This is a genomic window from Duganella hordei, assembly GCF_040369125.1.
Lineage (GTDB): Bacteria > Pseudomonadota > Gammaproteobacteria > Burkholderiales > Burkholderiaceae_D > Rugamonas > Rugamonas hordei.
The window spans coordinates 1-26,860 of the sequence record NZ_BPWI01000015.1; the positions used below are offsets into that span (position 1 = coordinate 1).

The following is a 26,860-nucleotide window of genomic DNA, read 5'->3' on the forward strand; positions in this document are numbered from 1 at the left end:
CGTGGTCAAAGGGAGAACGTCGGAAAGCATGGCGCGAAGGTTAACAGCCTTCGCGCATGTTTACAACAACTAACTGGGGCCGGCCTAGTTCCTTAACTTAACGGCATTAGGATCTGCCCCCGGATTTTAGGTGCAAAAAAAACCCTCGGCCCGGGAGAGGACGAGGGTTTGAAGACCACAAACAACACAGGACTTACATGAAACTCCGTGCTTACTGCTTAACTTAGAACGTCTTGCCGACGTTGACGCCGAAGGTGCGTGGAGGCAGATACTGTGCCTGCCAGGCGCCGTTCGCGCTCAAGGCGCTGGTCTTGATCTTCGCGTCTTCCGCATTGCGTACGAAGGCGTCGACATACCACTTCGAATCCGCATCGAAACGCAGACCCAGATCGGTGCGGGTGTACGACTTCTGCTGGTCCGGCGCACCCAGGTTGAACACGCTCAGCCAACTGGCGGTTTCGTAGTGGGCGCTGATGCGCGGTACCAGCGTGCCGCCGGCCAGCTGGAAGCTGTGCTGGTACATCACTTGCGCGCTGAACTTCGGCGAGTGCGGCATGGTGTTGCCGGTGACGTCCAGGCAGGTGCTGATGCCCGGCACCGAGCAAGCCGGCAGCACGTAGTCGTTGCTGCCGCCGATCAGGTGGCCCAGCTCCGCGTGGGTGTAGGCGGCGGTGAACTGCACGCGGTCTTCCTTGGTGATCTTGGCGGCGATCTCGGTTTCCAGGCCCCAGATCTTCGCGCCTTCCGCATTGGTGGTCGCCAGGCCGCGCGAGCCGTCAGGATTGGTGATCGGTGCGCTGAACTGGAAGCCCTTGAACTTCTCGTAGTACGCCGCGTTGTTCATGCGTACCGCGCCGCCCAGGAAGGTGCTCTTCGAGCCGACTTCGTAGTTGGTCAGCGTCTCGGAACCGTAAGGTACGCCGCCATCCTGCAGGCCGCCCGACTTGTAGCCGGTCGATACGCTGGCATAGACCATGTTGCTCTTGTCGATGTCGTAGTTGACGCGAATCAGGCCGGTCAGCTTGTGATCGTTGAACACGCCGTCGTTCTTCTGGTAGGTCGAGAAGCCCGACGATGGATCCAGCGGGTTGGTGCTCGGGCTCACCGGCACTTGCGGCGCGGTCGCGGCGCAGCAGCTGTTGTTGGTGCCGCCGATGTTCTTGCGCTCGTCCGAGGTGTAGCGCAGGCCGCCGGTCAGGTGCAGGCTGTCGGTCGCGTTCCACGTCGCCTGGCCGAACACCGCTTTCGAATCCACGGTTTCCTTAGGCTGGATGAAGGAACCCTGCCAGCCCACGCTGCCCTGCTGGGTACCGTTCATGATCGGGATGTCGAAGCGGATGCCGTTGTCTTCGTTGGCGTAGTACAGGCCGAGCAGCCAGTCGACATCGCGCTTGCCGGTCGATTGGATTTCCAGTTCGTGGCTGTAGTTCTTGTACTTGGACCAGACGGTGTTGTCTTCCTGGTGGTTGCCGCCGCTGGTGAAGCTGGTCGGCACCACGGCGCCGCCGTCCTGGTCGTAGGTCGACGAACCGTTGAAGCGCGAGTAGCCGGCGATGTAGGCCAGGCTGATGTCCGGCGAGATCGCATAGTCGACGCGGCTGCGCAGCGAGTTCGAATCGCGGTTGACGTTAGGCGCGGTGTCGATCAGCGCCGACCAGAACTCCTGGCCCGCGCGCGGCGTTTGCATCAGGTTCATGTTCGGCGTGCCGCGGTCGACGTAGTGCTCGTACGCGACGTTCCATTTCAGCGCAGCCGACGGTTGCCACAGGAAGCTCAGGCGCGCAGCGGTCTGGTCTTGCGCGCCGTATTTCTGGCCGTTGCGCACGAACAGGTTCTGGTTCAGCGGCTGGAAGGCCATCGGATTGCCCGGATGAGCCGTGTTCCAGGCGGCGATGACCGGATCGGCCGCCGCGTGCTGGTCCGCCAGCGAGATGTTCGGCGGCGCCTGGTAGTCGACGTAGCCGTCGTGCTGCTCGTGGACCACGGCAAAGCGCATCGCCATCGTGTCGTTGATCGGGATGTTGACGGCGCCGCGGGCGCCGAAGCGCGCGTAGCTGCCGTAGCCGCCTTCGAAGCTGCCGGCACTGCTGCCGATTTCCGGCTTCACGGTCTGCATGTTGACTGCGCCGACCGACGAGTTGCGGCCCCACAGCGTGCCTTGCGGTCCGCGCAGCACTTCGATCGCTTCCAGGTCGAACAGCAGCGCGGTCGCGCCTTCGGGACGCGGCGAGTAGATGCCGTCGACGAAGCTGGCCACTTCCGGGTCGGCGTATTCGGTCTTGGCGCTGTCGTTGCCGATGCCGCGCAAGGTCATCGTGATGACGCCGTGGTCGCCCTGCGAGGTGGCGGCGAAGCCTGGAACCAGGTTGACCACGTCCTGGATGGTCTGCACGTGGTTGTCGTCCAGCGCGGCGGCATTGAGCGCGGTGACGGCGACCGGGGTCTTTTGCAGCGAGGTGGTGCGCTTGGTCGCGGTGACGTAGACCTCGGTGATGGAGGTGGAGTTCTTGTCGGCGGCAGCGGTGGCGGCGGCCGATTGTTCGGCTGCCTGAGCGGCCGGGGCATCGGCGGCGTAGACATTGGTGCCTGCCATCAGCGCGAGGATGGCCATCTGGATAGGGGAGCGCAGGCGCTTCCCGGACTGGGGTACGTGGGTATTCATAAGTCTCCTAAGCTGGCGATCGCGGCGTGTTGGCGATGCCACATTTATCATGGAAAACGATTTCATGTTGTTTGAAAACGTTATCATTTTATCTGAAATCGTTTTCATTATTTGTGAAATCGTTTTCATGGTACATAATTAAAAACACGGATGTCAATTTAAAAATTGTAGCGTTGTTGTTTCATTGGCATTTTCATCAATGCTCAGGAGCAACAAATGCTATTTACGGAGGCGGAAGCGACCATGAAAACGTTACCAAATGTTGGCGTCAAAAACGTACTGATCGTTGGCGGCGGCACCGCCGGCTGGCTGACGGCCGCTTTTCTGGCCCGCACCCTGGGCACCGGCGCGGACGCCGACAGCGTGCGCGTCACGCTGGTGGAGTCGAAGGAGATCGGCATCATCGGCGTCGGCGAAGGCACCTTCCCCTCGATCCGCGGCACGCTGGCCGCCATCGGCATCGAGGAAGCACGCTTCGTCCGCGAATGCAACGCCACCTTCAAGCAGGGCATCAAGTTCACCGACTGGGTGCGCGAACCCGGCACGCCCGGCAACGACCACTACTTCCATCCATTCAGCCTGCCGAGCCAGCGGCCCGGCGGGCCCGAGCTGCTGCCCTACTGGCTGCAGGGCGCGGCCGCGCCGGGCGCCGGCTTTGCCGCCGCAGCCACCATGCAAAAGCGCGTGGCCGACGCCGCGCACGGGCCGAAGCGCTTCAACGACGCCGACTTCATGGGCCCTTTGAACTACGCCTACCATTTCGACGCCGGCAAATTCGCCACCCTGCTCAGCACCCACGCCCAATCGCTGGGCGTGCGGCATCTGCAGGCGACGGTGGATCGGGTGGAGCTGGACGAGCAAGGCGCCATCGGCGCCGTACACACGAAGGAAGCCGGCGCGCTGACGGCCGACCTGTACATCGACTGCACCGGCTTCCGCGCCGCGCTGATCGGCGAAGCGCTGGGCACGTCCTTCCGCAACATCAACGACACGCTGTTCGTCGACCGCGCGCTGGCGATGCAGGTGCCGTATGAGACGGCCGACGCGCCGATCCCGTCGTACACCATCGCCACCGCGCACGAGGCGGGATGGACCTGGGACATCGGCCTGCAGCAGCGGCGCGGGGTCGGCTACGTGTATTCGAGCCGCCACACCGACGACGCCAGCGCCGAGCAGGTGCTGCGCGACTACATCGGCAAGGCCAGCGAGGGACTGAATCCGCGCCAGCTCAAGCTGAACGTCGGCTACCGCGAGCAGCACTGGGTCAAGAACTGCGTGGCGGTCGGGCTGTCGGGAGGCTTCCTGGAGCCGCTGGAATCGTCCGGCATCGGCTTGATCGAAACGGCGGCCTACCTGGTCAGCTACCTGTTCCCGCACAACGGCGACATGGCGCCGGTGGCCAAGACGTTCAACGAAATGATGAAGGCGCGCTACGAGCGCATCGTCGATTTCGTCAAGCTGCACTACTGCCTGACGCAGCGCAGGGACAACCAGTTCTGGATCGATAACGCCGACCCGGCCAGCATTCCGGAATCGCTGCGCGACAAGCTGTCCATGTGGCGCCGCCGTCCGCCGCACCGCATGGACTTCGTGGTGGACCTGGAGATGTATCCGCCGTCAAGCTGGCAGTATGTCCTGTACGGCATGGAGTTCCCGACCGAGCAATACGCCAACGCCTTGACGCTGCCGCGCCTCGACGAGGCGCGCAAGGAATTCCAGATGATCGAGCTTATGTCGCACCGCGCCGTCGCCGACCTGCCGACGCACCGCGCGCTGGTCGAACACATGGTACAGCGCGGCGAACGCGGTCAGCGCAAGACAGCCTGAGCCAGCTACGCCGGCTTGCTGGCGGCGCCCAGCCGGGCGCTGGCTGCGATCAGCAGCATGGCGCCGCCCAAGCCGGCAAAGGCCACGTTCAGGCTGAGGGCATGCGCCACGAAGCCTATCGCCGCCGGGCCGGCGAGGATGCCGGCGTAACCGAGCGTGGTGATGGCGCCGATCGCCAGGCTGGCCGGCATCGCGCTCTGGTTGCCGGCGGCGGTGAACAGGATCGGCACGATGTTCGACGCCCCCAGCCCGATCAACACAAAGCCCACCAGCGCCAGCGGCACCGTCGGCGCCAGCACCGCGCCGAAGAAACCGGCGGCGCTGCATAGCCCGCCCAGCAGCAGCACGCGCTTGCCACCCAGCTTGCGCACCACACGGTCGCCGGTCAGGCGGCCGGCGGTCATGGCAATCGCAAAGGCCGCGTAGCCCAGGCCGGCGCGGCTGGCATCGAGCCCCTGCTCAGCCGTCAACAGCAAGGCGCTCCAGTCAAGGATCGCGCCTTCGGCCAGGAAGCACAGGAAGCACAGCACGCCGATGAAGATCACCGCGCCGTGCGGCACCACGAACAGCGGCGCATCGCGCTCGGAGGCATCCGGTTCGTGCAGCAGATGCGGCGCGCACACCGCCAGCGACAAGGCCACCAGCACCGCGACCACCACGCTGGCCGACACCGGACCCAGTCCCGCATACAACATCGCCGCCATCAGTCCCGCGCCGATAAAACCGCCGACGCTGAACAAGCCGTGAAAGCCGGACATCATCGACCCGCCGCTCTCGCGCTCGACGATCACGGCCTGCACGTTCATTGCCACGTCCAGCGTGCCGATGGCGGCGCCGAAGGCGAACAGCGTGCAGCCCAGCAGCAGCGGCGTCGGCGCGAAGGCCAGTCCCGGCAGCACCAGGCAGACCAGCGCGCCGGACGCCAGCACCACGATGCGGCAGCCGAAGCGCGCCGCCAGCAGGCCGGTCGCCGGCATCGCCAGCAGCGAGCCTGCGCCGAGGCATAACAGCAGCAGGCCCAGTTGCGCTTCGCCCAGCGCCAGCCGGGCCTTGGCGAACGGCACCAGCGGCGCCCAGGCCGACATGGCCAGGCCGGCGGCGAGAAAAGCGAGACGGGTAGACAGGCGCTGTTTGGGGCCGACGGTATTCATGCGTAGGACTTTCTGTGGATGAGCGGGACGGGATGCGCGGCCACAGTATAGACAAATATTCCGGGCAAAGCGCGCCGAATGTACGCGCACTAACATACCGCCCTTCCGGGTCGGGAGATGATCGGCTTCGCATCTACACCACAACAGAGGAGAAAAAATGATTACTCAACCATTGCATGCCGGCGTCGCAGTCGCCGGCGGGGAAACGGACGACGGCTACGCATCCGGCGTCTCGTGGGGCGCCGTGTTCGCCGGCGCGGCAGCTGCGGCCGCACTGTCGTTCATCCTGCTGATACTGGGCGTGGGCCTCGGCCTGTCGTCGGTATCGCCCTATCAGTACCACGCCGCGCCGATGGGCACCGCGACCATCGCCTGGATAGCCTTCGTGCAGCTGGCCGCATCGGGCATAGGCGGCTATATGGCCGGCCGCCTGCGCGTCAAATGGGCCAGCATCCACGGCGACGAAGTGCACTTCCGCGACACCGCGCACGGCCTGCTGGCCTGGGCGGTGGCGACGCTGATCACCGTGGCTGTACTGGCCGGCGGCGCCCGCGCGGTGCTGAGCGGTGCGATCGACACAGGCTCCGCAGCGGCACCGGTCGCAGCCTCGGTCGTCGGCGCGGCTGCCTCGCCGAATGGCGCCGGCCGTTCCAACACCTACTTCGCCGACATGCTGCTGCGTTCGCCGAACGGCGACGTCGCCACCGACGCGCAGCGCAGCGAAATCAACCGCATCCTGATCACCGACCTCGCGGCGGGCAAGATCAACGCGGATGATCGCAGCTACCTGGCGCAACTGATCGCCAAGCGCACAGGCATGGCGCCAGCGGAAGCCGAACAACGCGTCGACACCATCTACGCCCAGGCCGCCCAAGCCGCCAACGACGCCAAGGCCAAAGCGATGGCCGCCGCCGAAGAGGCACGCAAGGCAGCCGCCCATTCGGCGCTGTGGATGTTCGTTGCCCTGCTGCTGGGCGCCTTCATCGCCGCGCTGCTGGCCACCATCGGCGGCCGCAACCGCGACCATGCGCGCGTCATCGTGCGCACCACCACCAACTAAGGGAGAATGAAATGCGCTCAATCCTGCTTCTGTTACTTGGTATTCCACTCCCTATCGTCATCCTGATCGCGCTGTTCGTTCGTTAGAGGCGGTCGACATCGATCACGGCCTGGGCAAACGCCTGCGGCGCTTCCTGCGGCAGGTTGTGGCCCACGCCCTTGATGACGCGGTGTTCGCGCTTGCCGGAAAAGCGGGCGGCATAAGCCTTGCCGTCCGTGGCCGGCGCGACGCCGTCGCTGTCGCCGTCCAGCGTGATTGTCGGCGCGGCGATCACCGGACCGGCAGCCAGCTTGCGCTCCAGCGCATCCAGCTTCGGATCGCCTTCCGCGATGCTCAGGCGCCAGCGGTAGTTGTGGATCACGATGGCGATGTAGTCCGGGTTGTCCCACGAGGCCGCGCTGCGGTCGAAGGTGGTCTGGTCGAAGTTCCATAGCGGCGAATTGGCTTTCCAGATCAGGTTGCCGAACTCGCGGCGGTTGGCCTGGTAGCCAGCCTGGCCGCGATCCGTGGCGAAGTAGAACTGGTACCACCAGCCATGTTCCACCTTCGGCGACAGCGGCAGCTTGTTGCGTTCGCGGTTGTTGATCAGATAGCCGTTCACCGACACCATCGCCTTGCAGCGTTCCGGCAACAACGCCGCGATGATGTTGGCTGTACGCGCGCCCCAGTCGTAGCCAGCCAGGATGGCCTTGTCGATCTTCAGCGCGTCCATCAGGGCGATGATGTCCAGCGCCACCGCCGCCTGCTGGCCGTTGCGGAAAGTGGCATCCGACAGGAAGCGCGTGGTGCCATGGCCGCGCAGGTGCGGCACGATCACGCGATAGCCCTGCGCCGCCAGGATGGGCGCGACGTCGGCGAAGCTGTGGATGTCGTAAGGCCAGCCATGCAGCAGCAGCACCGGCTTGCCGTTGGCGGGACCGGCTTCGTAGTAGCCCACATCCAGCTCACCGGCGCGGATTTGCCGGATCGGCGCCAGCGCCTGCGGCACACCGGCGGCGCGCGCCAGCGAAACGAAAGGCAGCTCGGTGGCGGCCAGACCGACAGCGGCCAAAGCGCCGGTCAGCAGATTGCGACGATAGGTATTCATGCATCCTCCACGACAGATAAACTTGCGCCGTCATTGACGCCGGCGTCCAGGGAATAAGGATCGACGCCTTCGAGGCAGCCGACGTTGACGCGCCACAGCAGCGGATCCTTGCGCGTTTGATGGAACGGGTAGATCCCGCAGTGCTTGCAGAAATAATGCTTGGCCACGCGCGTGTTGAACTGGTACAGCGTCAGCGCGTCCTCGCCCTGCACGATCTTCAGTTCGGCGGCCGCGAACGGCGGCGACATCAACGCGCCCTTGCGGCGGCACAGGCTGCAGTTGCAGCGCGCGGCCGGCGCGACGGCGGTACGGACTTCGAATTTCACGGCCCCGCAATGGCAGGAACCTTTCAGCAGCTCGGCGCTCATGGCGGCCTCCTCGGGTTTTGATGTTTTTTAATCGCATCCGATGAAATCGGATAAGTCGAATAATATAGCAACCAAAAACAAAGTCAAGCAATTCCGATCAAATCGGATCCGATGTATAATATGCTCATAATTTCATCACGAGGACCATCATGACCACTCCCGCCAAAGCCGAGCCGCGCAAGCTGGCCGATTTCCTGTGTTTCGCCATTTACTCGACGAACCTGGCGTTCGGCCGCGCCTACCGCCCCATCCTCGACAAGCTGGGCCTGACCTACACGCAGTACATCGCCATCGTGGCGTTGTGGGAAGAGGATCACCAGACGGTGGGGGCGCTGGGCGAAAAGCTGTTCCTGGAATCGAACACGCTGACGCCCATCCTGAAGAAGCTTGAGGCCATGGGCTATCTGCGCCGCGAGCGCGACCCCGGCGACGAGCGCCAGGTGCTGGTCAGCCTGACGGCGGCCGGCCGCGAGCTGCGCGAAAACGGCCTGAACATCGACCTGGTCCAGGCCTGCGGCCTGACGCCGGAAGAGTTCCCGCAAATGCGCAACGCCGTCAAGACGCTGCGCGACAACCTGATCAAGTCGACGGCGGACAAGGGGTGAGCGGTGCTAGTATCAGGTTGGAGTATGACCGGATAAGGGGTCCTCATGAACATCATCGCTTTGATCACCGCTGCGTGGGAGCAATTCCAAAACCTGCTGGAAGATAAAGAGCTCCTCAAGATTGCAGAGGAAAGATTGAATGACGGGCTGGCGCCGATAGAGGTCAGCCTAGATGATTTGTGACCTTCAATTCCTCCAAAAGGCGAGACAGCGTGCGAGCTCGGATCAGCGCGAATAGGTCCGAAAGTATGCTAAGGTAATACCAATACAGACCAACCGATTCCTGAGGTGCACTGTGACAATCGCATCCACAAAACCCATAGCGATCAAAATCGATCAGGAAACTCGAGACCGCGTCAAACGTCTCGCGGATTTGCGCCAACGTACGCCTCACTGGTTAATGAAAGAAGCCATCGCGCAATACCTTGATCGCGAAGAAAAACGCGAAGCATTCCGCCAGGACGCGATCAATGCGTGGACGGAATACAAGGATACCGGCATGCATGTCGATGCGGCAGAAGTGACAGCATGGCTGGAAACGTGGGGGGATGAGAACGAGTTGGCACCGCCCAAATGCCACAAGTAAGATTTGCTCCGGCCGCGCTGCGTGATCTCGAGCGGCTACGTGAGTTCCTGCGGGCGAAAAATCCGACGGCGGCAAAGCGTGCGGCAGCAACCATCATCAAGGCCATTCAACTGCTAGGCCAACAACCGCAGATTGGCAGACCGGCACCAGAAATGGATGCTGTCTACCGGGAACTCCTGATCGACTTCGGTGACTCCGGCTACAGCGCACTATATCGCTACGACGACGGGGACAGCGTGACAGTTCTAGCTGTACGCCATCAGAAAGAAGCTGGATATTGATTCGACGCGGCCGTCCGTCAATGCCATCAGATAGGTATGGAGCGGGTGAAGGGAATCGAACCCTCGTCGTAAGCTTGGGAAGCTTCTGCTCTACCATTGAGCTACACCCGCATTAGCCGCGATTCTACGCGGCTTTGCGCATCGCTGACAACTTTTCACGCCAGACAACACGCCAAGCCTGACTGCTTGCCATCCGTCAGCCTGTTGCGCCCATGCAAAAATAATACTAACCAGAAATTAGTTGCCACTTAAGTCTGTTAGTATGCTGACCACCTTAGTCAACCCCATGCACAGGATCGTCCATGCGCAGCACATCTCACGCGACCGGCCAGGAAACCATTCTTGAAGACGGCAAGCCCATCGTCACCACCAGTGACCTCCAGGGCCGCCTGACCTACGCCAACTCCACCTTCATCGACGCCGGCGGCTACGCCGACGAGGAGCTGCGCGGGCAGTTGCAAAAATCGCTGTACCACTCCGACATGCCGTCCGAGGTGGACGCCGACATGTGGCGCACCGTGCTGTCGGGCGAGCCGTGGCGCGGCCTGGTCAAGTACGCCCGCAAGGACGGCGGCTACTTCTGGTGCATCGCGAACGCCACGCCGGTGATTGAAAAGGGCAAGACCACCGGCATCATGTCGGTGTGCACCAAGCCCAAGCGCGAACAGATCCAGGAAGCCGAGCAGCTTTACCGCAGCGTCAAGGGCGGCAATCCGGACGGCATCCGCATCGTGCGCGGCGCCGCCGCCGCGCGCGGCTGGCGCAGGCTGGCCAACGCGCTGCGCGACATCACGCTGGCGCAACGCCTGGCCGCATGCTTCGGCGGCATGGCGCTGCTGGCGCTGTCCATGGCCGCGCACGCGCTGCTGCCCTATTCCGACACGGCCCTGCATGTGCAGGCGGTGCTGATGGTGGCGCTGGCCCTGTACGGCTGGCGCAACCTGCACCTTGCCGTGGTCGCTCCGATCCAGGCCAGCATCAACGCCGCCCGCATCCTGGCCGGCGGCGACCTGACCACGCGCATGGCGGTCGACCGCCACGACGAGCTGGGCCAGCTGCAAGCGTTCGTGCGCCAGCTGAACCTGAACCTGGCGTCCATCCTGGTCGACATCCGCAGCAATTTCACGCTGACCCGCAGCACCACCACGCTGGTGCGCGCGGCCAACGTCGACCTGTCGGCGCGCACCGAGGCGCAGGCGTCCAACCTGGAGCAGACCTCGGCGCACATGGGCCAGATCACCGGCATGGTCAGCCAGACCGCCGACAACGTCAACACCGCCAGCGGCGTGGCAAGCGAGGCAACCGCGCTGGCCGAACGCACCGGCGTCGCGGTGGCGCAGGTGGTGGCGGCCATGAACGACATCAGCAGCTCCTCGCGCCAGATCGTCGACATCATCAGCCTGATCGACGGCATCGCCTTCCAGACCAATATCCTGGCGCTCAACGCGGCCGTCGAAGCGGCGCGCGCCGGCGAACAGGGGCGCGGCTTCGCCGTGGTGGCCACCGAAGTGCGCAACCTGGCTCAGCGCAGCGCGGCGGCGGCCAAGGAGATCAAGGCCTTGATCGACGTCTCGGCCGGCAAGATCGAGATCGGCGCCGGCGTCGCCGGCACCGCCGGCCAGGACATGGATGCGGTGATCGCGGCCATCGGCCGGGTCGCCTCCATCATGGGCGACATCAGCGGCTCGACGCGCGAGCAGAGCAGCGGCGTCAACCAGGTCCAGGACGCCATCATGCAGTTGGACGAGGTGACCCGCCAGAACGCGCAGATGGTCGATGAGGCATCGGCCGCCACCGGCGTGCTCGACGTGCAGGCGCAGGCGGTGGCCAAGGCGCTGGAAGTGTTCAAGCTGCCGCCGCAAACCCGCCGAGCCTGAGGCTGTCAGCGGAAAGTATTTGACTTTTCGCATGGCCTGGCCGAAGGTGTCGAGAAAACGTTTTCAAACACCCTTTTCTCGACATGCGAAGGAATATAGTGAGACTTCCCCTCTTTCAACGCGCGCTGGGCTTGTCCATCGCCGCACTGGCTGCGCCGCTGGCATGCGCTGCGCCTGCCGACGTACAAATCAAACTGAACCAGCTCGGTTTCCTGCCCGCTTCGTACAAGCTGGCCGTCGTGCCGAACGTGGCGGCTCAAAAGTTCGCCATCGTCGAGGCGGGCAGCGGTGCCGAAGTGATGGCCGGGGAGCTGGGACCGGCCGCGCTGTGGGCGCCATCCGGCGAGACCGTCAGGCAGGCCGACTTCTCCGGCCTGGTTCAGCCGGGGCGCTATCAGTTGCGGGTCGCCGGCCTGCCGGATTCGGCGCCGTTCACGGTGGCGGCGGATGCCTACCAGGCGCTCAACGCCGCGGCGATCAAATACTACTATCTCAACCGCGCCGGCACCGCCCTGCCTGAACGGCACGCCGGCGTATTTGCCCGGGCCGCCGGGCATCCCGATACCCAGGTTCTCGTTCACGATTCCGCCGCGTCGGCCGCCCGTCCCGCGGGCACGGTCATTTCCAGTCCCAAGGGCTGGTACGACGCCGGCGACTACAACAAATACATCGTCAACTCCGGCATCACCACCTACACCCTGCTGGCCGCCTATGAAGACTTTCCCGAGTTCTTCAAGGCACAGCAGCTGAACATCCCGGAAAGCGGCAACGGCATTCCCGACCTGCTCAATGAGGCGCTGTGGAACCTGGAATGGATGCTGTCGATGCAGGATCCCAACGACGGCGGCGTGTATCACAAGCTGACCAACAAGGCCTTCGACGGCATCGCGGTCATGCCGGACCAGGCCACGCAGGCACGCTACGTGGTGCAAAAAACCACCGCCGCCACGCTTGATTTCGCCGCCGTCATGGCCACCGCCAGCCGGGTGCTCGCTCCGTACGACAAGCAGCTGCACGGCATGCCGGCGCGGATGCTGGCGGCCTCGCAGGCGGCATGGCAGTGGGCGCAGGCCCATCCCAAGGCGCTGTACCAGCAGCCCAAGGATATCGCCACCGGCGAATATCCCGACCAGGATGTGAGCGACGAATTCGCCTGGGCCGCGGCCGAGTTGTATATCGCCACCCGCAACGACGACTACTACAAGGCGATGCAGGCGACGAAGCTGGAAGCGACCGTGCCGTCGTGGGGCGACGTACACGGCCTGGCCTGGATGTCGCTGGCGCGGCACCGCAAGCAACTGAGCGCGGCGGCCGACCAGGCCCTGATCGCCGGCCGGATCGATGCGCTCGCCGGCAAGCTGCTGGCGGCGTGGAAGGGATCGGCCTACGGCGTCGCCATGCAAACCGGCGACTTCGTCTGGGGCAGCAACGCCGTGGCGCTGAACCAGGCGATGATGCTGTTGCAGGGCTACCAGCTGAACGGCAGGCGCGAGTACCTGCAGGCGGCCCAGTCCAGCCTGGACTATGTGCTGGGGCGCAATCCCATCGACACTTCCTTCGTCACCGGTTACGGCATCAAGTCGCCACTGCATCCGCACCATCGTCCCTCCGAAGCGGACGGCATTGCGGCGCCGGTGCCCGGCATGATAGTCGGCGGCCCCCAGCCCGGCCAGCAAGACAAGAAGGACTGCCGGCAGCCCTATCCTTCGGCGATGCCGGCCAAGGCCTGGCTGGACAATGTGTGCTCCTACGCCAGCAATGAAATCGCCATCAACTGGAACGCGCCGCTGGTCTACGTGTCGGCCGCGATCCAGCAGCTGACGACACCAGCCGCCGGCGCATACAAGAAACAACAGCCGTGAGGATTCGATAGAATTCCTCTTGCCGTTGGGTAATTACCGTCTTACACTGGTTTCATTGCCTCAGCGGCCCCCTCCTCCCGGGGCCACTGACCGCCTCTTCCGGCCCGATCCCCGCTGGACCCCAATGATTCCAGCAATGATGTAGCAAATATTGGCAATTTCATTGGCAATCTATATCACGGGTAAAAAAAATGAACGCAATAAAAAACCTCAAGATCGGCATCCGGTTGAGCGTCGGCTTTGCCGTCATCATCGTGCTGATGACCGCGTTGGCCGCAATCGGCATCAGCCGCATCCGGGCAATCGACACGAACACCGACATCATCGTCCATGACCGCTATGCCAAGGTCGCGCTCGCGCATACGATCGAAAACGAAGTCAATCGCCAGGCCCGCGCGCTGCGCACCGCGCTGATCGCCAACGACGACCAGGTCTCCGCCAGCGAACTGGCCAAGATCAGCGACTCGGCACCGATCATCGCCGGGGCGCTCGACAAGCTCCAGCTCATCATCCATACGGAAAAGGGCAAGGCGGCGCTGCAGGCGCTGATGGCGGCGCGCGCCACGTTCACGGAACGCGAACACCATATGATCGGCTTGATCAAGGGAAAACAGGCTGACGCCGGCCGCGACTATCTGATCAAGGAAGTCCTTCCACCGCAGACGGTCTACCTGGCTGCGATCGAAGCGTTCGCCGACACCCAGGTCAAGGGCATGGAACAGTTCGCGGCCGAGGCCAGCGATATGGCCGACAACGCCAACATGCTGATGATCGTGCTGGCCGTGGCGGCGGCGCTGCTGGCCGCCGCCATCGGCTACCTGCTGACGCGTTCCATCGTCCTCCCCTTGCGCCGCGCGGTGCAGGTAGCTCAAACCGTCGCCTCCGGCGACCTGAGCACCCACTTCGACGCCTGCGCCACGGACGAAACCGGTCAGTTGCTCACTGCCTTGAAGGAAATGAACGAGAGCCTGAAAAACATCGTCGGCCAGGTACGCTCCGGCACCGAGACCATCGCCACCGCGTCGACCCAGATCGCCACCGGCAACCACGACCTGTCGGCGCGCACCGAACAGCAGGCCAGCTCGCTGGAGGAAACCGCCTCGTCGATGGAGGAAATCACCGCCACCGTCCGCGAAAACGGCAACAACGCGCGCCACGCCAACAAACTGGCCGTCTCCGCGTCGGACGTGGCGGTCAAGGGCGGCGCGGTCGTAGCCCAGGTGATCGACACCATGGGCTCGATCAACGAATCGGCCAGGAAGATCGTCGACATCATCGGCGTGATCGACGGCATCGCCTTCCAGACCAACATCCTGGCGCTGAACGCCGCCGTCGAAGCTGCGCGGGCCGGCGAGCAGGGCCGCGGCTTTGCCGTGGTGGCATCTGAAGTGCGCAACCTGGCGCAGCGCTCGGCCACGGCAGCCAAGGAAATCAAGACGCTGATCGGCGCCTCGGTCGAGAAGGTGGAGCTGGGCAGCCAGCTGGTGAACCAGGCCGGCAGCACGATGGACGAGATCGTCGCCAGCGTCAAGCGCGTGACCGACATCATGGCCGAGATCGCCTCCGCCACGCAGGAGCAAGACTCCGGCATCGAGCAGATCAATCAGGCCATCAGCGAAATGGACACCGTGACCCAGCAAAACGCCGCGCTGGTGGAGGAAGCGGCGGCCGCCGCCGAATCGCTGCAGGACCAGGCGGGTTCGCTGGCACAACTGGTCAGCGTGTTCAAGCTCGCCGGCGATATGCAGCAAGCGCCGCGCGCGGCCAGCCAGGCAACCGGCCGGCCGGCCAAGCGCGCGCCCAAGGTAGCGCGTCTGGCGATGGCCTGACGTATTGTTTCGTCCCGGCAGGCGGCAAATCATTTATATTCTTGGTTTGCCTGACATGTCGAAAGGACGTTACATGAAATCAGCAGCCCTGATGGCGGTGCTTGCGCTGGCCATCCCTCTGGCCCAGGCGCAGGCGCCAGCCGCCGCCGATCCCGCGGCCGATCCGATCTCCACGCTGGTCGGCCAGCTGGACCTGGAAAAATACAAGGCCACCATCAAAAGCCTGACCCGTTTCGGCGACCGCCGCCAGGGCACCGAACGCAATCGCCAGGCACTGGACTGGATCGAGGCGCAGCTCAAGTCCTACGGCTGCACCAACACCGAACGGCTGCAGTATCAATACACGCAACCGGCGCCGGACGCGCCGCCGGCCAAGCGCGCACCCGGCATACCGAGCGGCGGCGCCGGCGGCCCGCCGGGCCAGGGCGGCAGCACGCTGTTCGGCAACCGCATCCCCACCGGCGTGAACACCGATCCGATGCTGCAGCCGGATGAAAAACTGCGCGCGCTGAACGCCGAGCAGACTCCGGTCGGCACCTCGCAGCGCGAGAACGTCTACTGCACCAAGGTCGGCGCCACGCATCCGGAAGAGATGTACATCGTCAGCGCCCACATGGACGGCATCGGTTTCGGCGAGGCCGCCAACGACGACGGCTCCGGCACCGCGCTGGTGATGGAGTTGGCGCGCATCTTCAGCGCGCCCGGCGTCGAGACGGACCGCTCGATCCGCTTCGCCTTGTGGAACAACGAGGAAACGGGCCTGAACGGCGCCACCGCCTACGCCATGCAGCGCAAGGACTTGCAGGGCATCGAGTCGCCCAAGGGCTCGGGCAAGTATCCGGAGCCGAAGTGGCTGGGCATGATCCAGCACGACATGATGATGTGGGACCACGGCATGCCGATCCCGAAACTGGATGCCGCCGGCAAGCCGGTGCTCGATGCGAAAGGCCAGGCGGTGTACGTGTCGCCGCCCGAGCAGCGGCGCGAGGCCGACGTCAACATCGAATACCAGTCGGTGTCGAAACAGGCGGAGGCTTCGGCCAAACTGGCGTGGGCCTTCCGCGCCGCCAACGACAAGTACGCGACCAACTATCCGGCCGCCGTCGGCTTCCACATGACGAACACCGATTCGACGCCGTTCATGGACCTGGTGCCGTCGATTTCGCTGCGCGAGAATGAGCGCGGCCAGCAGATCGGCGCCGGCTGGGACCCTAACTGGCACCAGCCGTCGGACGTGTACGCGACCTACTCGGACAAGGATTTCCTGCTCGGCCTGAACGCCGCCCAGACCACACTGGCCGGCGTGGCGCAGCTGGCCGGGGCGCGTATCAGGAAGTAGTCCGCCGGGAAGTCATTACTGTTGCTGGTACTTTTCCGAACGGGGGCCGTACAACATGCCGTTGGCAAGGCCGCCCGACAGCAGGCGGGCGCTGGTCACGCCGGCCACCGGATGTGAAGCATCGGTGGTGCTGTTGATGATCTGTTTGACGGCAGCTGCCACCAGCGCGCCGATCAAGCCACCGCCGCCGTTGTTGCCGCCCTCGTTGTTGGAGGCGCTGGCGGTGCCGGTCCACAGCACCGCGCCGGTCTTCAGATCCACCAGCTTGGCATTGGCCGACACCACCACCACGCTGTTGAGCACCGTGTAGCTGGCGCCGTAGTTGGTGATGGTGACGTACATCGCGGCGTCGGCGCCAAAGATCTCTTTCAGCTTCGCCGTATCGACCGCATGCATGTCGCTCGCGCTGGTCAAACCGTTCTGCTTGAAGGTCTCGCCGACCAACGCCACCGGCAACACATAGTAACCGGCTTCGGCCAGCGGATAGGTGACTTGCTCATAGACGCTGTTGGCAGCGTTGACGTCCGGCGAATTGTTCAGCGGCGGCAGCACCAAAATCGAACGCGGCCTGGCCGCCTTGAAGGCGGTATAGTCATATGGCGCCTTCGGCGTCGCGCAACCGACGATCAGGGCGGCGGGCGCCATCACGGCGGCCAGTTTCAGGATTCGGTTCAGCATATCAGTTCACACTCTTCTTGGTTTTCGCCAGCAGGAAATCCATATAGACCGCCGACTCCGGGAATAATTTTTTCTCGTCCTCGAACTGAGCGACGACCTGGTCCGGCTTGCCGGCGATCGAGTACAGCATGCCGAGGTGCGCATGGAAGCCCGGTGGCGCGGTCTGTCCCTTGGCGCTGATGTTCTGCAGCGCCAGCTCCATCGCGGCGATCTGCTGGTCCGGGCTTTCGCCTTTCAGATGCTGGTATACCTGCGGCTGATAGCCTTCCCAGCCGTACATAGTCTTGGGCGCGCTCGCGCACCCAGTCAACGCCACGCCGGCGGCCAGCGCCAGCACCATGCCGGCGCGCTTGATCATTGTCTGTTTCATGGGTCGCCTTATTGAGTGCGGGTATTCATCGCGCCGGCTTCGACGCCGGCCACCAGGTGGTCGACCGCTTCGCGCACGGCCAGGTCCAGCACCTTGCCGTTCAGCGTGGCGTCATAGCTGGCGGTGCCGCCAAAGCCCAGCACTTCGCGGTTGGACAGGCTGTACTCGCCCGCGCCCTGGCTGGAATACACCACTTCCGAAGTGGCGATGTTGACCACGTTCAGCGTGACCTTCGCGTAAGCGACCTGGGTCTTACCGCGCCCCATGATGCCGAACAGTTGGTGGTCACCCACTTCCTTGCGGCCGAACTCGGTCACATCGCCGGTGATGATGAAATCGGCACCCTTGATGCTCTGGCTTTGCTTTTTGAAGTCGGCTTCCTGCTTGGTCTCAGACAGGTTGTCGCGGTCCAGCACATTGAAGCGGTTGGTCTGCTGCATGTGCGAGATCAGGATGGTCTTGGCTTGGCTGCCCAGACGGTCGACGCCGTCGGAGAAAATGCCGCGCATGAAGCTGGAGCGGTTATCGAACTTGCCGACGGCGACCAGGGTGCGGGCGCCGGCGTAGGGACGGGCGGCGCTCGTCACGGTCGGCACAGCCAGCGCCTGCGAGCTTTCAGTTGCGCAGCCTGCCAGCGCCGAGATCATTGCCGCGCCAATCGCCAGCGCGCTCAGTGTATTTCTTTTCATTTTTACCCCGGAGTTAAAATTTTATATGAAGCAATTTTTCTTCGAGGCAAGTGTACTTGATTGCAGGCCAAACAATCTATCCAATAGTCACTGGACAAAAGACAGGCGGTCGCCCCTTACTGCGGCGCCTCCACCTTGTACCCCTTGGCCTGCAAGGCTGCGATATAGCCCTGCGGGTCGAGGATGTCTTTCAGGCGCAGCACCGCGAACGTCGATGCGTTGGCGGCCAGCGATTTCTCCGCCGCCGTGACCCATACTTCACGCAGGCGCGCATCCATGTCCTTGAAACCCGGCTGGCTCTTGAGGAAGTCGCTGTTGGTCAGCGCGGCCTTGCATGCGCTCTCGCGGTCGGCGTAACTGAGCTTTTGTATCGCTTCGATGTCGCCCACCGCCCAGGCGTTGGCGCGCACGCGCATGGCGTCAAGATCGGTCTCCAGCCGCTCCAGCGTGGTCGAGAAACATGCCACGTCGTCCATGGTGGACTTCTTGAAGTCGCGCAGCGCCTTGACCTGGCTGTCGATTTCCAGCTCCACGCCTGGCGACGTCGATTTGATGTTGTTCTTCTTGACGATCTTGTCGATCGTCGCGTACACCTCGCCGCCCGACGACAGTCCGGCATGCGCCAGTCCTTTGCTGTACAACTCGTCGGCCACGAAAATCGGACGCTCGCTCTCGATGCCGTTGTCCTTGCCGATGTACTTGTCCTTGAGCCGCTGCCAGCGCGCATAGACGTCGGCCGGCAGCACGTCCTTCAGTTTCGCGCCGTCCGGATTGTCCTTCAAGCCGACGACGAAAGGCAGCAGCGTCAGCGAACGAAAGAATCCGACGTGCGCGCCGGCCATCGGCTGCTTCAGATATTCCTGCGAGCCGGCCAGGATGGATTCCACCTGGCGCGAGCGCCATTCCATGTTTTTCGGCAGCGGCGAATAGCTGCCGAACACCCACAGCACATGGTCGTCCTTCGATATTTTCCATAGGCCCGGGCCAGGGCGCTGGCCGGTGACGAGGATTTGTTCCGGCACCGCTTCGGCGGCCTCCGCCACCGGCGCGGCCGGCGCAGTTTCAGCGGTTTGCGCCCATGCTGGCGCGGCCAGCGCGCCGAGATACAACGAGAACATCAAGCGTTTCAACATGGTGATAGTCCCTGTACGTGGCGGAGTCGGATGCTGCGCCCACGTTGCAAATTATATATCTCCCGCCGTATGCGTCGCCAGGGCTTGCAGCACGATGTCATGCAGGCGCTGCGCCGGCGCGTTGAGTTCCGCCTCGCCCCGGTGCAGGTGCAGGCCGATCACCGGCAGCGGCGGCAACCCGCCCTGCTCCAGCATGCGCAGCGACGGCGGCAGGGCGACGCCGGTGCGCACGGTGACGCCCAGCCCCGCCGCCACCGCCGCCCACACGCCGCCCAGGCTGGGGCTGGTGAAGGCGATCCGCCACGCGATGCCGGCCCGGTCCAGCGCCTCCATCGCGGCCGAGCGCATCAGGCACGGGGAATCGAACACCACCAGCGGCAGCGGCTCGCCGCCGGCCAGCGACGGCGCCACGCCGTCCCTGGCCACGATCCAGCGCAGCGGCACGCGCGCCACCTCCCGCGTCTGGCGCGGCTGCAGTTGCGACAACGACGTGCCGGCGTGGTCCCAGGCCAGCGCCAGGTCCAGCCGGCCGCCGGCCAGCAGCGCCAGCAGGTCGGCGTTGCGCGCCACGCTGGCTTCGATGCGCAGCTTGGGATGCACGCGGGCGAAACGGCCCAGCACCTCCGTCAGCAGATGCTCGCCGAAGTCCTCCTGCATGCCCAGCCGCACGCTGCCCGCCAGTTCGGCGCCGCGCACGGCCGTCGCCGCCTCGTCGTTCAGCTCCAGCAGCCGGCGCGCATAGCCCAGCAGCGACTCGCCGGCCGGCGTCACCACCATGCCGCGTCCCTCCTTGCGCAGCACCGGCATGCCCACCTGTTCCTCCAGCTTCTTCAGCTGCGCGCTGACGGCCGAGGTGGAACGCCCCAGCCGGTCGGCCGCCCTGGCGAAACTACCCAGGTCGACGCCGGTGACAAAAGTGCGCAGCACGTCCAGGTCGAAAGTAATCCGTCGCATGACAATCCCGTTTTATCGAACCATCTATCAAAATATTCCTGATTTTCAGGATCAAAATAGACCTGTATCGTGAGCCTGTCAATCACACAAACAGGAGCGCATCATGCCGATGAGCCGCATTTCACTGCTGAAGGGGAAATCCCCCGAATACCTGGCCGCGCTGTCGGCCAGCCTGCACCGGGCGATGGTCGAGGCCTTCAACGTGCCCGCCAAGGACCGCTTCCACGTCATCCACCAGCATGAACCGCACGAACTGGTTTTCGACCGCGACTACGAAAGCGAAGGCGGGCCGCGCTCCGACGATTTCGTGCTGATCGCGATCACCATCGGCAAGCCGCGCACGGTGGAGCTCAAGCAGGCGTTCTACCGGCGGCTGGTCGAACTGCTGGCCGACGCGCCCGGCCTGCGGCCGGTGGACGTGATGGTGGTCGTCAGCAGCACCAGCGGCGAGGACTGGTCGTTCAGCGGCGGCATGCCGGCCGCCTCGCTGCTGGGAGCGCAGCGATGATCGCCATGCAATACGGCTTCACGCTGCCGGCCGACTACGACATGGGCATCGTGCGCGAACGCATCGCCACCAAGGGGCCGTTGCTGGACAACTTGCCGGGCCTGGTGTTCAAGGCCTACCTGTATGCCGACCGCGCCGGGCATGTCGACGCAGCGGATAACCGCTACGCGCCGTTTTACCTGTGGCGGGACGAGGAATCCATGCACGGCTTCCTCAACGGCCCCGGCTTCGCCGGCGTGGCGCAGGCGTTCGGCTGGCCTTCGGTGCAGACCTGGACGCCGTGGCACGCCAGCGTCGGCGGCGAGCTGCGGCAGGCGCGTCATGCCACCCGCAGCGTCGAGGCCATCGCGCCCTACAGCGACCTGGCGGCGCTGCGCCTGCGCGAGGAAGGCCATGCGAGGCATGCGCTCGAATGCGGCGCGCTGGCGGTGGTGATCGGCTTCGAGCCGGCCGGCTGGAGCATCGTGCGGATGGTGCTGTGGCGCGGCGAACCGGCACTTCCGCCATTGCCGCATGAACAGCGCTACCGGATCGGCCACCTGTCAGCGCCGGGGCTGGCCTGACGCTAAAGGTCAGCGCAGCAGCAGCAAGGCGCTGCGCGGCTGCGCGTTGGCCTGGGCCACCATCGAGGCGCCGGCCTGGCGCAGGATGCTGGCGCGCGTCAGTTGCGCGGTTTCGCTGGCGTAGTCGGTGTCGCGGATGCGCGAACGCGCCGCTTCCAGGTTGACGGCGCCGTTGTCGGCATTGCCGGCGGCCGCCGACAGCCGGTTGCTGGCGGCACCCAGCAAGGCGCGGATGCTGCCGATGTCGTCGATCTTGCCGTCGATATAGGTCAGCGCATCGGTGGCGCCGCTGAAAGTGGACAGGTCCAGCGGCGGCTCGCCGGACGTGTACGCGCTCACTTCCTCCAGATCGGGCGGGCCGATCACGACCGATGCCTGCGCCCCCGCGCTGAGCCCCGCCGCCGCCGGGTTGGCGCCGGCGATGCTCATCGCATGTCCTCCGGGACGGGGTGCCTCGGTCACCGTCACCGTGCCTTTGTGGTTGCCCAGCGCCAGCCCAAGCGAACCGGCGCTGCCGGCGTTCGCTTCGGCGATGACGATATCGCGGCCATCGGCGGCGCTCAGCGTCAGCGTGCCGCCCACGGCGCTGGCGGTGACGCCGCTGGTGCCGGCCTCGTTGCTGATGGCGGCGGCGGCACTGGCCGCGCGCGCGGCGGCCGTAACGCCGCCGATGGCGCCGATATCGACGCCGTTGATGGAAAAGCTGGCGGCCGCCAGCGCGCCGGCGGCGCCGACCGCGCCATCGAGCGTGGTCGACGCCGACGCCGAGACGTTGCGGATATTGGCCGTGTTGACCGCCGCCGCCACCGCATAGGCGCTGCCGGCGCTTTGTCCCGGCAGAGCGCCGGCCACCGAGGCGCCCACCACCTTGTTGTTGATCACCACGTCGCCGTACTGTATCGCTCCCAGCACCGTGGTGCCGGCCGCCGTCGCCTGCTGCGGCGCCACGTCGGCCATCGTCTTCTCAAAGCCCGGCTGGATGATCGCGCGCGGTATCGTCAGCATCATGGTCTGGCTGGCTTCCGCGCCCACTTGCAGCTGCTGCGAGTAGCTGCCGTCCAGCAGGCCGATGTTGTTGTAGCGCGCGCCGGCGGCGATGTCCTGGTTGGAGGCGGCCAGCGCGTTGGCCTCGATCTGGATCGCCGCGCGGTCGCCCTGGCTGTTGGTGTCGTTGGCCGCCTGCACCGCCAGCTCGCGCATGCGCTGGAAGTTGTCCAGCAACTGCGCGGCCGCGCCGTCGGCCACCTGCAGTAGCGAAATGCCATCGTTGATATTTTGCCTGGCGCGGTGCAGGCCGTTGACGCCGGCCGTCATGCGCTCGCTGACGGCCAGCCCGGCGGCATCGTCGCGCGCGGAGTTGATGCGCAGGCCGCTGGAGAGCTTTTGCAGGCGCGCAGCAACGTCCTCGCCCGAGCGCGCATAGCTGCGCTGGGCGTTCAGGGAGGAGAGGTTGGTGTTGATCTGCATGCCGGCCGTTAGCGTCGCAACCGCGGAATCGCGGTTGTCGGTTAACTAACGGCGGAAACGCCGAAGACTTGAGACGCCGGCTCAGCCGGGCAACAGCTCCAGCCGCTCGCGCGCCTGCGCCAGCTGCTCGCCGTCCATGCGGGCGGCGGCAGTTTTCAGATAGCGGGCGGCCGCGGTAAAGCCGGCGCGGTCGGCCATCGCCAGCCATATCCATGCCTGGCCGATATCGGCGCGCACGCCCTGGCCGAACATCAGCATCAACCCGAGGTTGAACTGCGCCCGCGCGTGGCCCTGGCCGGCGGCCTTCAGGTACCAGTGGTGCGCCTGCGCGTAATCCTGCGCCAGGCCCTGGCCGTTGTCGTAGCGCAGGCCCAGCGTGAATTGCGCCAGCGCGTGGCCCTGCTCCGCCGCCTTGGCGTACCAAGCGTTGGCCTGCGCGCAGTCGGGCTGCGGACCGTCGTCCTTGTCGAACAGCAGGCCGAGGCTGTACTGGGCCGCCGCGTAATCCTGCTCGGCGGCGCGGCGGTACCAGCCCATCGCCTTGCGTTCGTCGCGCGGCACACCGCGTCCCGTTTCGTAGCGCAGGCCGAGATCGAACTGCGCGCGCAGGTGGCCCTGGTCGGCCGCCTTGCGGTACCAGAAGATCGCCTCCTGCGGATCCTGCACCACGCCGTGGCCGGCGTCGTACAGCATGCCCAGATGGTATTGCGCGCCGGGGAAGCCCTGCTCGGCCGCCTTGCGGTACCAGAACTGCGCCTGCTCGTAATCCTGCGGCACGCCCTGGCCGTGGTCGTAGCGCAGGCCCAGGTTGTTCTGCGCCGCCGCATGGCCCTGTTCTGCCGCCTTGCGGTACCAGTCCAGCGCCTTCTGCTCGTCGCGCGGCACGCCCTGGCCGTTGTCGTAGATCAGGCCCAGGTTGAACTGCGAACTGGCGTGATCCTGCTCTGCCGCGCGGCGATACCACAGGATGGCCTTCTGGCTGTCCTGCGCGATGCCGTCGCCCTTGTCGAAGCGCAGCGCCAGGTTGAACTGCGCCGGCGCGTAGCCCTGGTCGGCCGCCTTGCGGTACCACGACATCGCCTGGCCCACGTCCTGCGGCACGCCCTGGCCGTTGTCGTAGCGCAGGCCCAGATTGAACTGCGCGCGCGGATAGCCCTGCTCCGCCGCCTTGCGGTACCAGGAGATCGCCTGCTTGAAATCCTGCGGCACGCCCTTGCCGGTGTCGTACATCATGCCGAGATTGTTTTGCGCGCCGGCGTCGCCCTGATCGGCCGCCTTGCTGAACCAGTGCATGGCTTTCTGCGTGTCCGCGTCCACTCCCTGGCCCTTGGCGTACAGCCAGCCCAGGTTGTACTGGGCGGCGGCGTAACCCTGCTCGGCGGCCAGCTGGTACCACGCCGCCGCCTCCTGGTAATTCTGCTCGACGCCCTGGCCCTTCTGGTACATCACGCCCAGGTTGTACTGCGCGTGTTCCAGGCCGGCGCTGGCGGCCTGGCGATACCAGACCACGGCCAGCTCATAGCTCTGCGCCACGCCCTGGCCGTTGAAGTACATGAAGCCCAGGCTGTGCTGGGCATTGGCGACGCCGCGCTCGGCCAGTCCTTTGACGCGCAGGAATTCGGCTGTGTAGGTGCTGCCGTTGTTCGCGTCGGCTTCGTTGGGACCGTATTTCGTCATGCTGGCTTAGGCTTGGATCGCGATCATCGTCGGTTGAGGTTGAGGGTCGACGCTGGGCACCGCGTGCAGCACGGCGTGGCCGTGGCCATGCGCCATGGACGGCACCGATGCGAGGTTCTGCGCCTGCAGCACATCGATGAAGCTGGTCAGCGAGATCGGGCGGTGGTACAGATAGCCCTGCATCGTGGTGCAGCCGTTGGCCTGCAGGTAGCGCGCCTGCACGTCGGTTTCCACGCCCTCGGCCACCAGGTGCAGGCCGAGGCCGCGCGCGATCGAAATGATCGCCAGGATCACCGGGTAGTGGCCGTTCTCGTCGTGGATCTCCTTGACGAAGGACTGGTCGATCTTGATCGTGTGGATGGGGAAGCGGTGCAGATACGACAGCGACGAATAGCCGGTACCGAAATCGTCGATCGCCACCGACACGCCCAGCTGGCAAAGCTTGTTGAGCTGCTCGATCGCGTACTGCGGATTGCGGATGCAGATGTTCTCGGTGATCTCGACCTCGATCTGCGCCGGCGAAATGCCGTAGCGCGTCAGCGCGCCGCGCATCTTCTCGAAGAAGTCGCCGCGGTCGAGGTATTGCGGCGACAGGTTCAGCGACAGGCGGATCGCCTCGCCGCCGGCGGCGTTCCACTGCAGCAGGTCGCGGCACAGCGCGCCCAGCATCCAGTCGGAGATCGGCAGCATCAGGCCGTTCTCTTCGGCGAACGGCAGGAACTCGCCGGCCGACAGCAGCCCGCGCTGCGGATGGTTCCAGCGCATCAGGCCTTCGGCGCCGATGATGCGGCCGCTGGCCACGTCGACCTGCGGCTGGTAATACATTTCCAGCTCGTTCAGTTCCAGCGCCTTGCGCAGGCTCTGCTCCAGCGCGATCTTCTGGTGCGACACGTCCAGCATCGAGTTGTGATAGAAGCTGTGGCCGTTCTTGCCCAGCGCCTTGACCTGGTACATGGCGATGTCCGCGTGGCGCAGCAGCTCGTCGATGGTCTCGCCGTCGCCCGGATAAATCGCGATGCCGATCGAGGCCGAGATGTGCACCTCGTGGCCGTCCAGGTCGAACGGCTTGTGCAGGCTCTCGAGGAACTTGTCGGCGATGGACTTGGCGTCCTGGCGGTCGCGCAGCTCGGGCAGCACGATGGTGAATTCGTCGCCGCCCTGGCGCGCCAGCGTGTCGCCGCGGCGCAGGCAATCCTTGAGCCGCTGCGCCACCTGCTGCAGCAGCTCGTCGCCCTTGACGTGGCCCAGCGTGTCGTTGACCAGCTTGAAGCGGTCCAGGTCGACGAACATCACGGCCAGCTCGGTCAGCTTGCGCTTGGCCTGGATCACGGCCAGGCCCAGGCGGTCCTTGAACAGCATGCGGTTGGGCAGGTCGGTCAGGATGTCGTGGTAGGCCTGGTAGGAGATCACTTCCTCGGCGCGCTTGCGGTCGGTGATGTCGCGCGCGACGCCGTAGGTGCCGAAGAATTCGTGCTTCTTTACCTCGTGGTCCGGGATGTGCATGCCGATCGCGTTGAGCGAGATCGTCATCAGCGTGTTGTTGAAGGTGCGCTCGATGCCGCCGCCGGTATTGCACTTCAGGCGCAGCTCGACGTTGCGCGAGGCGCGTTCGTCGACGCGGCGCTCGTTGAAGGCGTAGCGCGCGCGCTCCTGGTCCTCGTCGTGCACCAGGATCGAGTAGTGCTTGCCGATCAGCTCTTCGCGGGTGAAGCCCAGCAGCTGCTGCACGCGGTCGTTGACGAAGGTGAACTTGCCCTCGTGGTTCAGCGTGTAGATGATGTCCGGTGAACTGTCCACCAGGTAGCGGTACATCTTCTCGGAGTTTTCCAGCTTGGAGGCGATGCGCTCGTTGTCGATGGCCAGGCGGCGCTTCTGCAGCGCGTTCTCCACCGTCTTGAGCAGCTCCTCGCGGCTGTAGGGCTTGCGCAGGTAGTCGTAGGCGCCGCGTTTCAGCGCGCCGATCGCCGCCTCGATGCCGACGTCGCCGCTCATGACGATGACGTCGCCGTCGATGCCCTTGGCGTTGATGAAGTCCATGATCTCGTGGCCGCTCATGTCGGGCAGGCGCAGGTCGAGCAGGATCAGGTCGAACTGGAGCCTGGTCAGCTGGGCCAGCGCTTCACTGCCGCAGGTCGCGGTCACCAGGTGGTAGTCGCGGTCGCGCAGCAGTTCGTACAGGGATGACAGCAGGCGCGGCTCGTCGTCAACGAGCAGGATGCGCGGGCAGTTATCGGTAGCAATGGCGACGGGGGCGTGGTCGTCAGGGTTCACAAGATTCATCATGGCC

At 64.9% G+C, this 26,860-nt stretch carries 24 protein-coding genes and 1 tRNA gene; 12 read left to right on the forward strand and 13 right to left on the reverse strand.

Annotated elements, in window-relative coordinates; translation table 11 throughout:
• Window positions 1-223 precede the first annotated feature (223 nt).
• Window positions 224-2,662: a TonB-dependent receptor gene (locus ABWW33_RS25820; RefSeq protein ID WP_353404325.1), complete on the reverse strand. Its 2,439-nt coding sequence runs from the start codon at window positions 2,660-2,662 to the stop codon at window positions 224-226.
• Window positions 2,663-2,905: 243 nt separating this feature from the next.
• Between ABWW33_RS25820 and ABWW33_RS25825 the strand changes: the two genes are divergently transcribed.
• Window positions 2,906-4,489, forward strand: a complete 1,584-nt coding sequence (locus ABWW33_RS25825) for a tryptophan halogenase family protein (protein WP_353404326.1) — start codon at window positions 2,906-2,908, stop codon at window positions 4,487-4,489.
• Window positions 4,490-4,494: 5 nt separating this feature from the next.
• Here the strand turns inward: ABWW33_RS25825 and ABWW33_RS25830 are convergent, their stop codons facing one another.
• A complete protein-coding gene (locus ABWW33_RS25830; protein ID WP_353404327.1) occupies window positions 4,495-5,640 on the reverse strand; it encodes an MFS transporter in 1,146 nt (381 codons plus the stop codon).
• 157 nt (window positions 5,641-5,797) lie between these two features.
• Here ABWW33_RS25830 and ABWW33_RS25835 point away from each other — a divergent pair, with 157 nt between their 5' ends.
• Window positions 5,798-6,700: a hypothetical protein gene (locus ABWW33_RS25835; protein ID WP_353404328.1), complete on the forward strand. Its 903-nt coding sequence runs from the start codon at window positions 5,798-5,800 to the stop codon at window positions 6,698-6,700.
• Between the two features lie 82 nt (window positions 6,701-6,782).
• Here the strand turns inward: ABWW33_RS25835 and ABWW33_RS25840 are convergent, their stop codons facing one another.
• Window positions 6,783-7,787 (reverse strand): alpha/beta fold hydrolase, encoded by a 1,005-nt coding sequence (locus ABWW33_RS25840; protein WP_353404329.1) that lies wholly within the window; start codon window positions 7,785-7,787, stop codon window positions 6,783-6,785.
• Complete coding sequence (locus ABWW33_RS25845) at window positions 7,784-8,155, reverse strand: GFA family protein (RefSeq protein WP_176655686.1); 372 nt, start codon at window positions 8,153-8,155, stop codon at window positions 7,784-7,786. The genes ABWW33_RS25840 and ABWW33_RS25845 overlap by 4 nt, the downstream gene beginning before the upstream one ends.
• 149 nt (window positions 8,156-8,304) lie before the next feature.
• On the opposite strand from ABWW33_RS25845, the gene ABWW33_RS25850 reads away from it, so the two are divergent.
• The 4 genes from ABWW33_RS25850 (at window position 8,305) to ABWW33_RS25865 (ending at window position 9,627) form a co-directional block, all read left to right on the forward strand.
• Window positions 8,305-8,760, forward strand: a complete 456-nt coding sequence (locus tag ABWW33_RS25850; protein ID WP_176655687.1) for a MarR family winged helix-turn-helix transcriptional regulator — start codon at window positions 8,305-8,307, stop codon at window positions 8,758-8,760.
• A 45-nt stretch (window positions 8,761-8,805) separates the two neighbouring features.
• Window positions 8,806-8,943: a hypothetical protein gene (locus ABWW33_RS25855; RefSeq protein WP_353404330.1), complete on the forward strand. Its 138-nt coding sequence runs from the start codon at window positions 8,806-8,808 to the stop codon at window positions 8,941-8,943.
• A 112-nt stretch (window positions 8,944-9,055) separates the two neighbouring features.
• A complete protein-coding gene (locus tag ABWW33_RS25860; protein ID WP_353404331.1) occupies window positions 9,056-9,346 on the forward strand; it encodes a CopG family ribbon-helix-helix protein in 291 nt (96 codons plus the stop codon).
• Window positions 9,334-9,627, forward strand: a complete 294-nt coding sequence (locus tag ABWW33_RS25865) for a type II toxin-antitoxin system RelE/ParE family toxin (protein ID WP_353404332.1) — start codon at window positions 9,334-9,336, stop codon at window positions 9,625-9,627. Before ABWW33_RS25860 ends, ABWW33_RS25865 begins: the two co-directional genes overlap by 13 nt.
• Window positions 9,628-9,664: 37 nt before the next feature.
• Here the strand turns inward: ABWW33_RS25865 and ABWW33_RS25870 are convergent.
• A tRNA-Gly gene (locus ABWW33_RS25870) sits at window positions 9,665-9,738 on the reverse strand.
• 191 nt (window positions 9,739-9,929) lie between these two features.
• Between ABWW33_RS25870 and ABWW33_RS25875 the strand changes: the two genes are divergently transcribed.
• The 4 genes from ABWW33_RS25875 to ABWW33_RS25890 all read left to right on the forward strand — a co-directional run bounded on the left by ABWW33_RS25875 (window position 9,930) and on the right by ABWW33_RS25890 (window position 16,534).
• Window positions 9,930-11,504 carry a methyl-accepting chemotaxis protein gene (locus tag ABWW33_RS25875; RefSeq protein ID WP_353404333.1) on the forward strand — a complete coding sequence of 525 codons (1,575 nt, stop codon included), beginning with the start codon at window positions 9,930-9,932 and terminating at the stop codon, window positions 11,502-11,504.
• 98 nt (window positions 11,505-11,602) lie between these two features.
• Window positions 11,603-13,366: a glycoside hydrolase family 9 protein gene (locus ABWW33_RS25880; RefSeq protein WP_353404334.1), complete on the forward strand. Its 1,764-nt coding sequence runs from the start codon at window positions 11,603-11,605 to the stop codon at window positions 13,364-13,366.
• Window positions 13,367-13,557: 191 nt separating this feature from the next.
• Window positions 13,558-15,195, forward strand: coding sequence for a methyl-accepting chemotaxis protein (locus ABWW33_RS25885; protein WP_353404335.1), 1,638 nt, complete (start codon window positions 13,558-13,560; stop codon window positions 15,193-15,195).
• Between the two features lie 73 nt (window positions 15,196-15,268).
• On the forward strand, window positions 15,269-16,534 hold the full coding sequence (locus ABWW33_RS25890; protein ID WP_353404336.1) for a M28 family peptidase: 1,266 nt from the start codon (window positions 15,269-15,271) through the stop codon (window positions 16,532-16,534).
• Between the two features lie 15 nt (window positions 16,535-16,549).
• Here the strand turns inward: ABWW33_RS25890 and ABWW33_RS25895 are convergent, their stop codons facing one another.
• The 5 genes from ABWW33_RS25895 to ABWW33_RS25915 form a co-directional block, all read right to left on the reverse strand.
• Window positions 16,550-17,212, reverse strand: coding sequence for a DUF799 domain-containing protein (locus tag ABWW33_RS25895; RefSeq protein ID WP_353404337.1), 663 nt, complete (start codon window positions 17,210-17,212; stop codon window positions 16,550-16,552).
• A 1-nt stretch (window position 17,213) separates the two neighbouring features.
• The gene (locus ABWW33_RS25900; RefSeq protein WP_353404338.1) at window positions 17,214-17,582 is read right to left on the reverse strand and encodes a DUF4810 domain-containing protein; all 369 of its coding nucleotides are present in this window, start codon (window positions 17,580-17,582) and stop codon (window positions 17,214-17,216) included.
• Window positions 17,583-17,590: 8 nt separating this feature from the next.
• Window positions 17,591-18,271 carry a CsgG/HfaB family protein gene (locus tag ABWW33_RS25905; protein WP_353404339.1) on the reverse strand — a complete coding sequence of 227 codons (681 nt, stop codon included), beginning with the start codon at window positions 18,269-18,271 and terminating at the stop codon, window positions 17,591-17,593.
• Between the two features lie 116 nt (window positions 18,272-18,387).
• Window positions 18,388-19,404 carry a TraB/GumN family protein gene (locus ABWW33_RS25910; RefSeq protein ID WP_353404340.1) on the reverse strand — a complete coding sequence of 339 codons (1,017 nt, stop codon included), beginning with the start codon at window positions 19,402-19,404 and terminating at the stop codon, window positions 18,388-18,390.
• A 51-nt stretch (window positions 19,405-19,455) separates the two neighbouring features.
• Entirely contained in the window at window positions 19,456-20,358 is a 903-nt protein-coding gene (locus ABWW33_RS25915) for a LysR substrate-binding domain-containing protein (RefSeq protein WP_176655694.1), read from the reverse strand.
• Between the two features lie 103 nt (window positions 20,359-20,461).
• Between ABWW33_RS25915 and ABWW33_RS25920 the strand changes: the two genes are divergently transcribed.
• Window positions 20,462-20,866: a tautomerase family protein gene (locus ABWW33_RS25920; RefSeq protein WP_353404341.1), complete on the forward strand. Its 405-nt coding sequence runs from the start codon at window positions 20,462-20,464 to the stop codon at window positions 20,864-20,866.
• The gene (locus tag ABWW33_RS25925; RefSeq protein ID WP_353404342.1) at window positions 20,863-21,429 is read left to right on the forward strand and encodes a DUF4865 family protein; all 567 of its coding nucleotides are present in this window, start codon (window positions 20,863-20,865) and stop codon (window positions 21,427-21,429) included. Before ABWW33_RS25920 ends, ABWW33_RS25925 begins: the two co-directional genes overlap by 4 nt.
• 9 nt (window positions 21,430-21,438) lie before the next feature.
• Here ABWW33_RS25925 and ABWW33_RS25930 read toward each other — a convergent pair whose 3' ends face one another.
• The 3 genes from ABWW33_RS25930 to ABWW33_RS25940 form a co-directional block, all read right to left on the reverse strand.
• The gene (locus ABWW33_RS25930) at window positions 21,439-22,896 is read right to left on the reverse strand and encodes a flagellin N-terminal helical domain-containing protein (RefSeq protein ID WP_353404343.1); all 1,458 of its coding nucleotides are present in this window, start codon (window positions 22,894-22,896) and stop codon (window positions 21,439-21,441) included.
• 81 nt (window positions 22,897-22,977) lie between these two features.
• A complete protein-coding gene (locus ABWW33_RS25935) occupies window positions 22,978-24,573 on the reverse strand; it encodes an SEL1-like repeat protein (protein WP_176655698.1) in 1,596 nt (531 codons plus the stop codon).
• A 6-nt stretch (window positions 24,574-24,579) separates the two neighbouring features.
• Window positions 24,580-26,856 carry a putative bifunctional diguanylate cyclase/phosphodiesterase gene (locus ABWW33_RS25940; RefSeq protein ID WP_176655699.1) on the reverse strand — a complete coding sequence of 759 codons (2,277 nt, stop codon included), beginning with the start codon at window positions 26,854-26,856 and terminating at the stop codon, window positions 24,580-24,582.
• Window positions 26,857-26,860 lie beyond the last annotated feature (4 nt).

What these genes read in the sequence shown, in the direction of transcription:
- ABWW33_RS25885 (WP_353404335.1), top strand. Translation starts at nt 13,558, where the DNA reads ATGAACGCAATAAAAAACCTCAAGATCGGCATCCGGTTGAGCGTCGGC.
- ABWW33_RS25925 (WP_353404342.1), top strand. Translation starts at nt 20,863, where the DNA reads ATGATCGCCATGCAATACGGCTTCACGCTGCCGGCCGACTACGACATG.
- ABWW33_RS25835 (WP_353404328.1), top strand. Translation starts at nt 5,798, where the DNA reads ATGATTACTCAACCATTGCATGCCGGCGTCGCAGTCGCCGGCGGGGAA.
- ABWW33_RS25915 (WP_176655694.1), bottom strand. Translation starts at nt 20,358, where the DNA reads ATGCGACGGATTACTTTCGACCTGGACGTGCTGCGCACTTTTGTCACC.
- ABWW33_RS25905 (WP_353404339.1), bottom strand. Translation starts at nt 18,271, where the DNA reads ATGAAAAGAAATACACTGAGCGCGCTGGCGATTGGCGCGGCAATGATC.
- ABWW33_RS25890 (WP_353404336.1), top strand. Translation starts at nt 15,269, where the DNA reads ATGAAATCAGCAGCCCTGATGGCGGTGCTTGCGCTGGCCATCCCTCTG.
- ABWW33_RS25840 (WP_353404329.1), bottom strand. Translation starts at nt 7,787, where the DNA reads ATGAATACCTATCGTCGCAATCTGCTGACCGGCGCTTTGGCCGCTGTC.
- ABWW33_RS25825 (WP_353404326.1), top strand. Translation starts at nt 2,906, where the DNA reads ATGAAAACGTTACCAAATGTTGGCGTCAAAAACGTACTGATCGTTGGC.
- ABWW33_RS25820 (WP_353404325.1), bottom strand. Translation starts at nt 2,662, where the DNA reads ATGAATACCCACGTACCCCAGTCCGGGAAGCGCCTGCGCTCCCCTATC.
- ABWW33_RS25910 (WP_353404340.1), bottom strand. Translation starts at nt 19,404, where the DNA reads ATGTTGAAACGCTTGATGTTCTCGTTGTATCTCGGCGCGCTGGCCGCG.
- ABWW33_RS25850 (WP_176655687.1), top strand. Translation starts at nt 8,305, where the DNA reads ATGACCACTCCCGCCAAAGCCGAGCCGCGCAAGCTGGCCGATTTCCTG.
- ABWW33_RS25855 (WP_353404330.1), top strand. Translation starts at nt 8,806, where the DNA reads ATGAACATCATCGCTTTGATCACCGCTGCGTGGGAGCAATTCCAAAAC.
- ABWW33_RS25875 (WP_353404333.1), top strand. Translation starts at nt 9,930, where the DNA reads ATGCGCAGCACATCTCACGCGACCGGCCAGGAAACCATTCTTGAAGAC.
- ABWW33_RS25940 (WP_176655699.1), bottom strand. Translation starts at nt 26,856, where the DNA reads ATGATGAATCTTGTGAACCCTGACGACCACGCCCCCGTCGCCATTGCT.
- ABWW33_RS25935 (WP_176655698.1), bottom strand. Translation starts at nt 24,573, where the DNA reads ATGACGAAATACGGTCCCAACGAAGCCGACGCGAACAACGGCAGCACC.
- ABWW33_RS25865 (WP_353404332.1), top strand. Translation starts at nt 9,334, where the DNA reads ATGCCACAAGTAAGATTTGCTCCGGCCGCGCTGCGTGATCTCGAGCGG.
- ABWW33_RS25920 (WP_353404341.1), top strand. Translation starts at nt 20,462, where the DNA reads ATGCCGATGAGCCGCATTTCACTGCTGAAGGGGAAATCCCCCGAATAC.
- ABWW33_RS25845 (WP_176655686.1), bottom strand. Translation starts at nt 8,155, where the DNA reads ATGAGCGCCGAGCTGCTGAAAGGTTCCTGCCATTGCGGGGCCGTGAAA.
- ABWW33_RS25900 (WP_353404338.1), bottom strand. Translation starts at nt 17,582, where the DNA reads ATGAAACAGACAATGATCAAGCGCGCCGGCATGGTGCTGGCGCTGGCC.
- ABWW33_RS25930 (WP_353404343.1), bottom strand. Translation starts at nt 22,896, where the DNA reads ATGCAGATCAACACCAACCTCTCCTCCCTGAACGCCCAGCGCAGCTAT.
- ABWW33_RS25830 (WP_353404327.1), bottom strand. Translation starts at nt 5,640, where the DNA reads ATGAATACCGTCGGCCCCAAACAGCGCCTGTCTACCCGTCTCGCTTTT.
- ABWW33_RS25895 (WP_353404337.1), bottom strand. Translation starts at nt 17,212, where the DNA reads ATGCTGAACCGAATCCTGAAACTGGCCGCCGTGATGGCGCCCGCCGCC.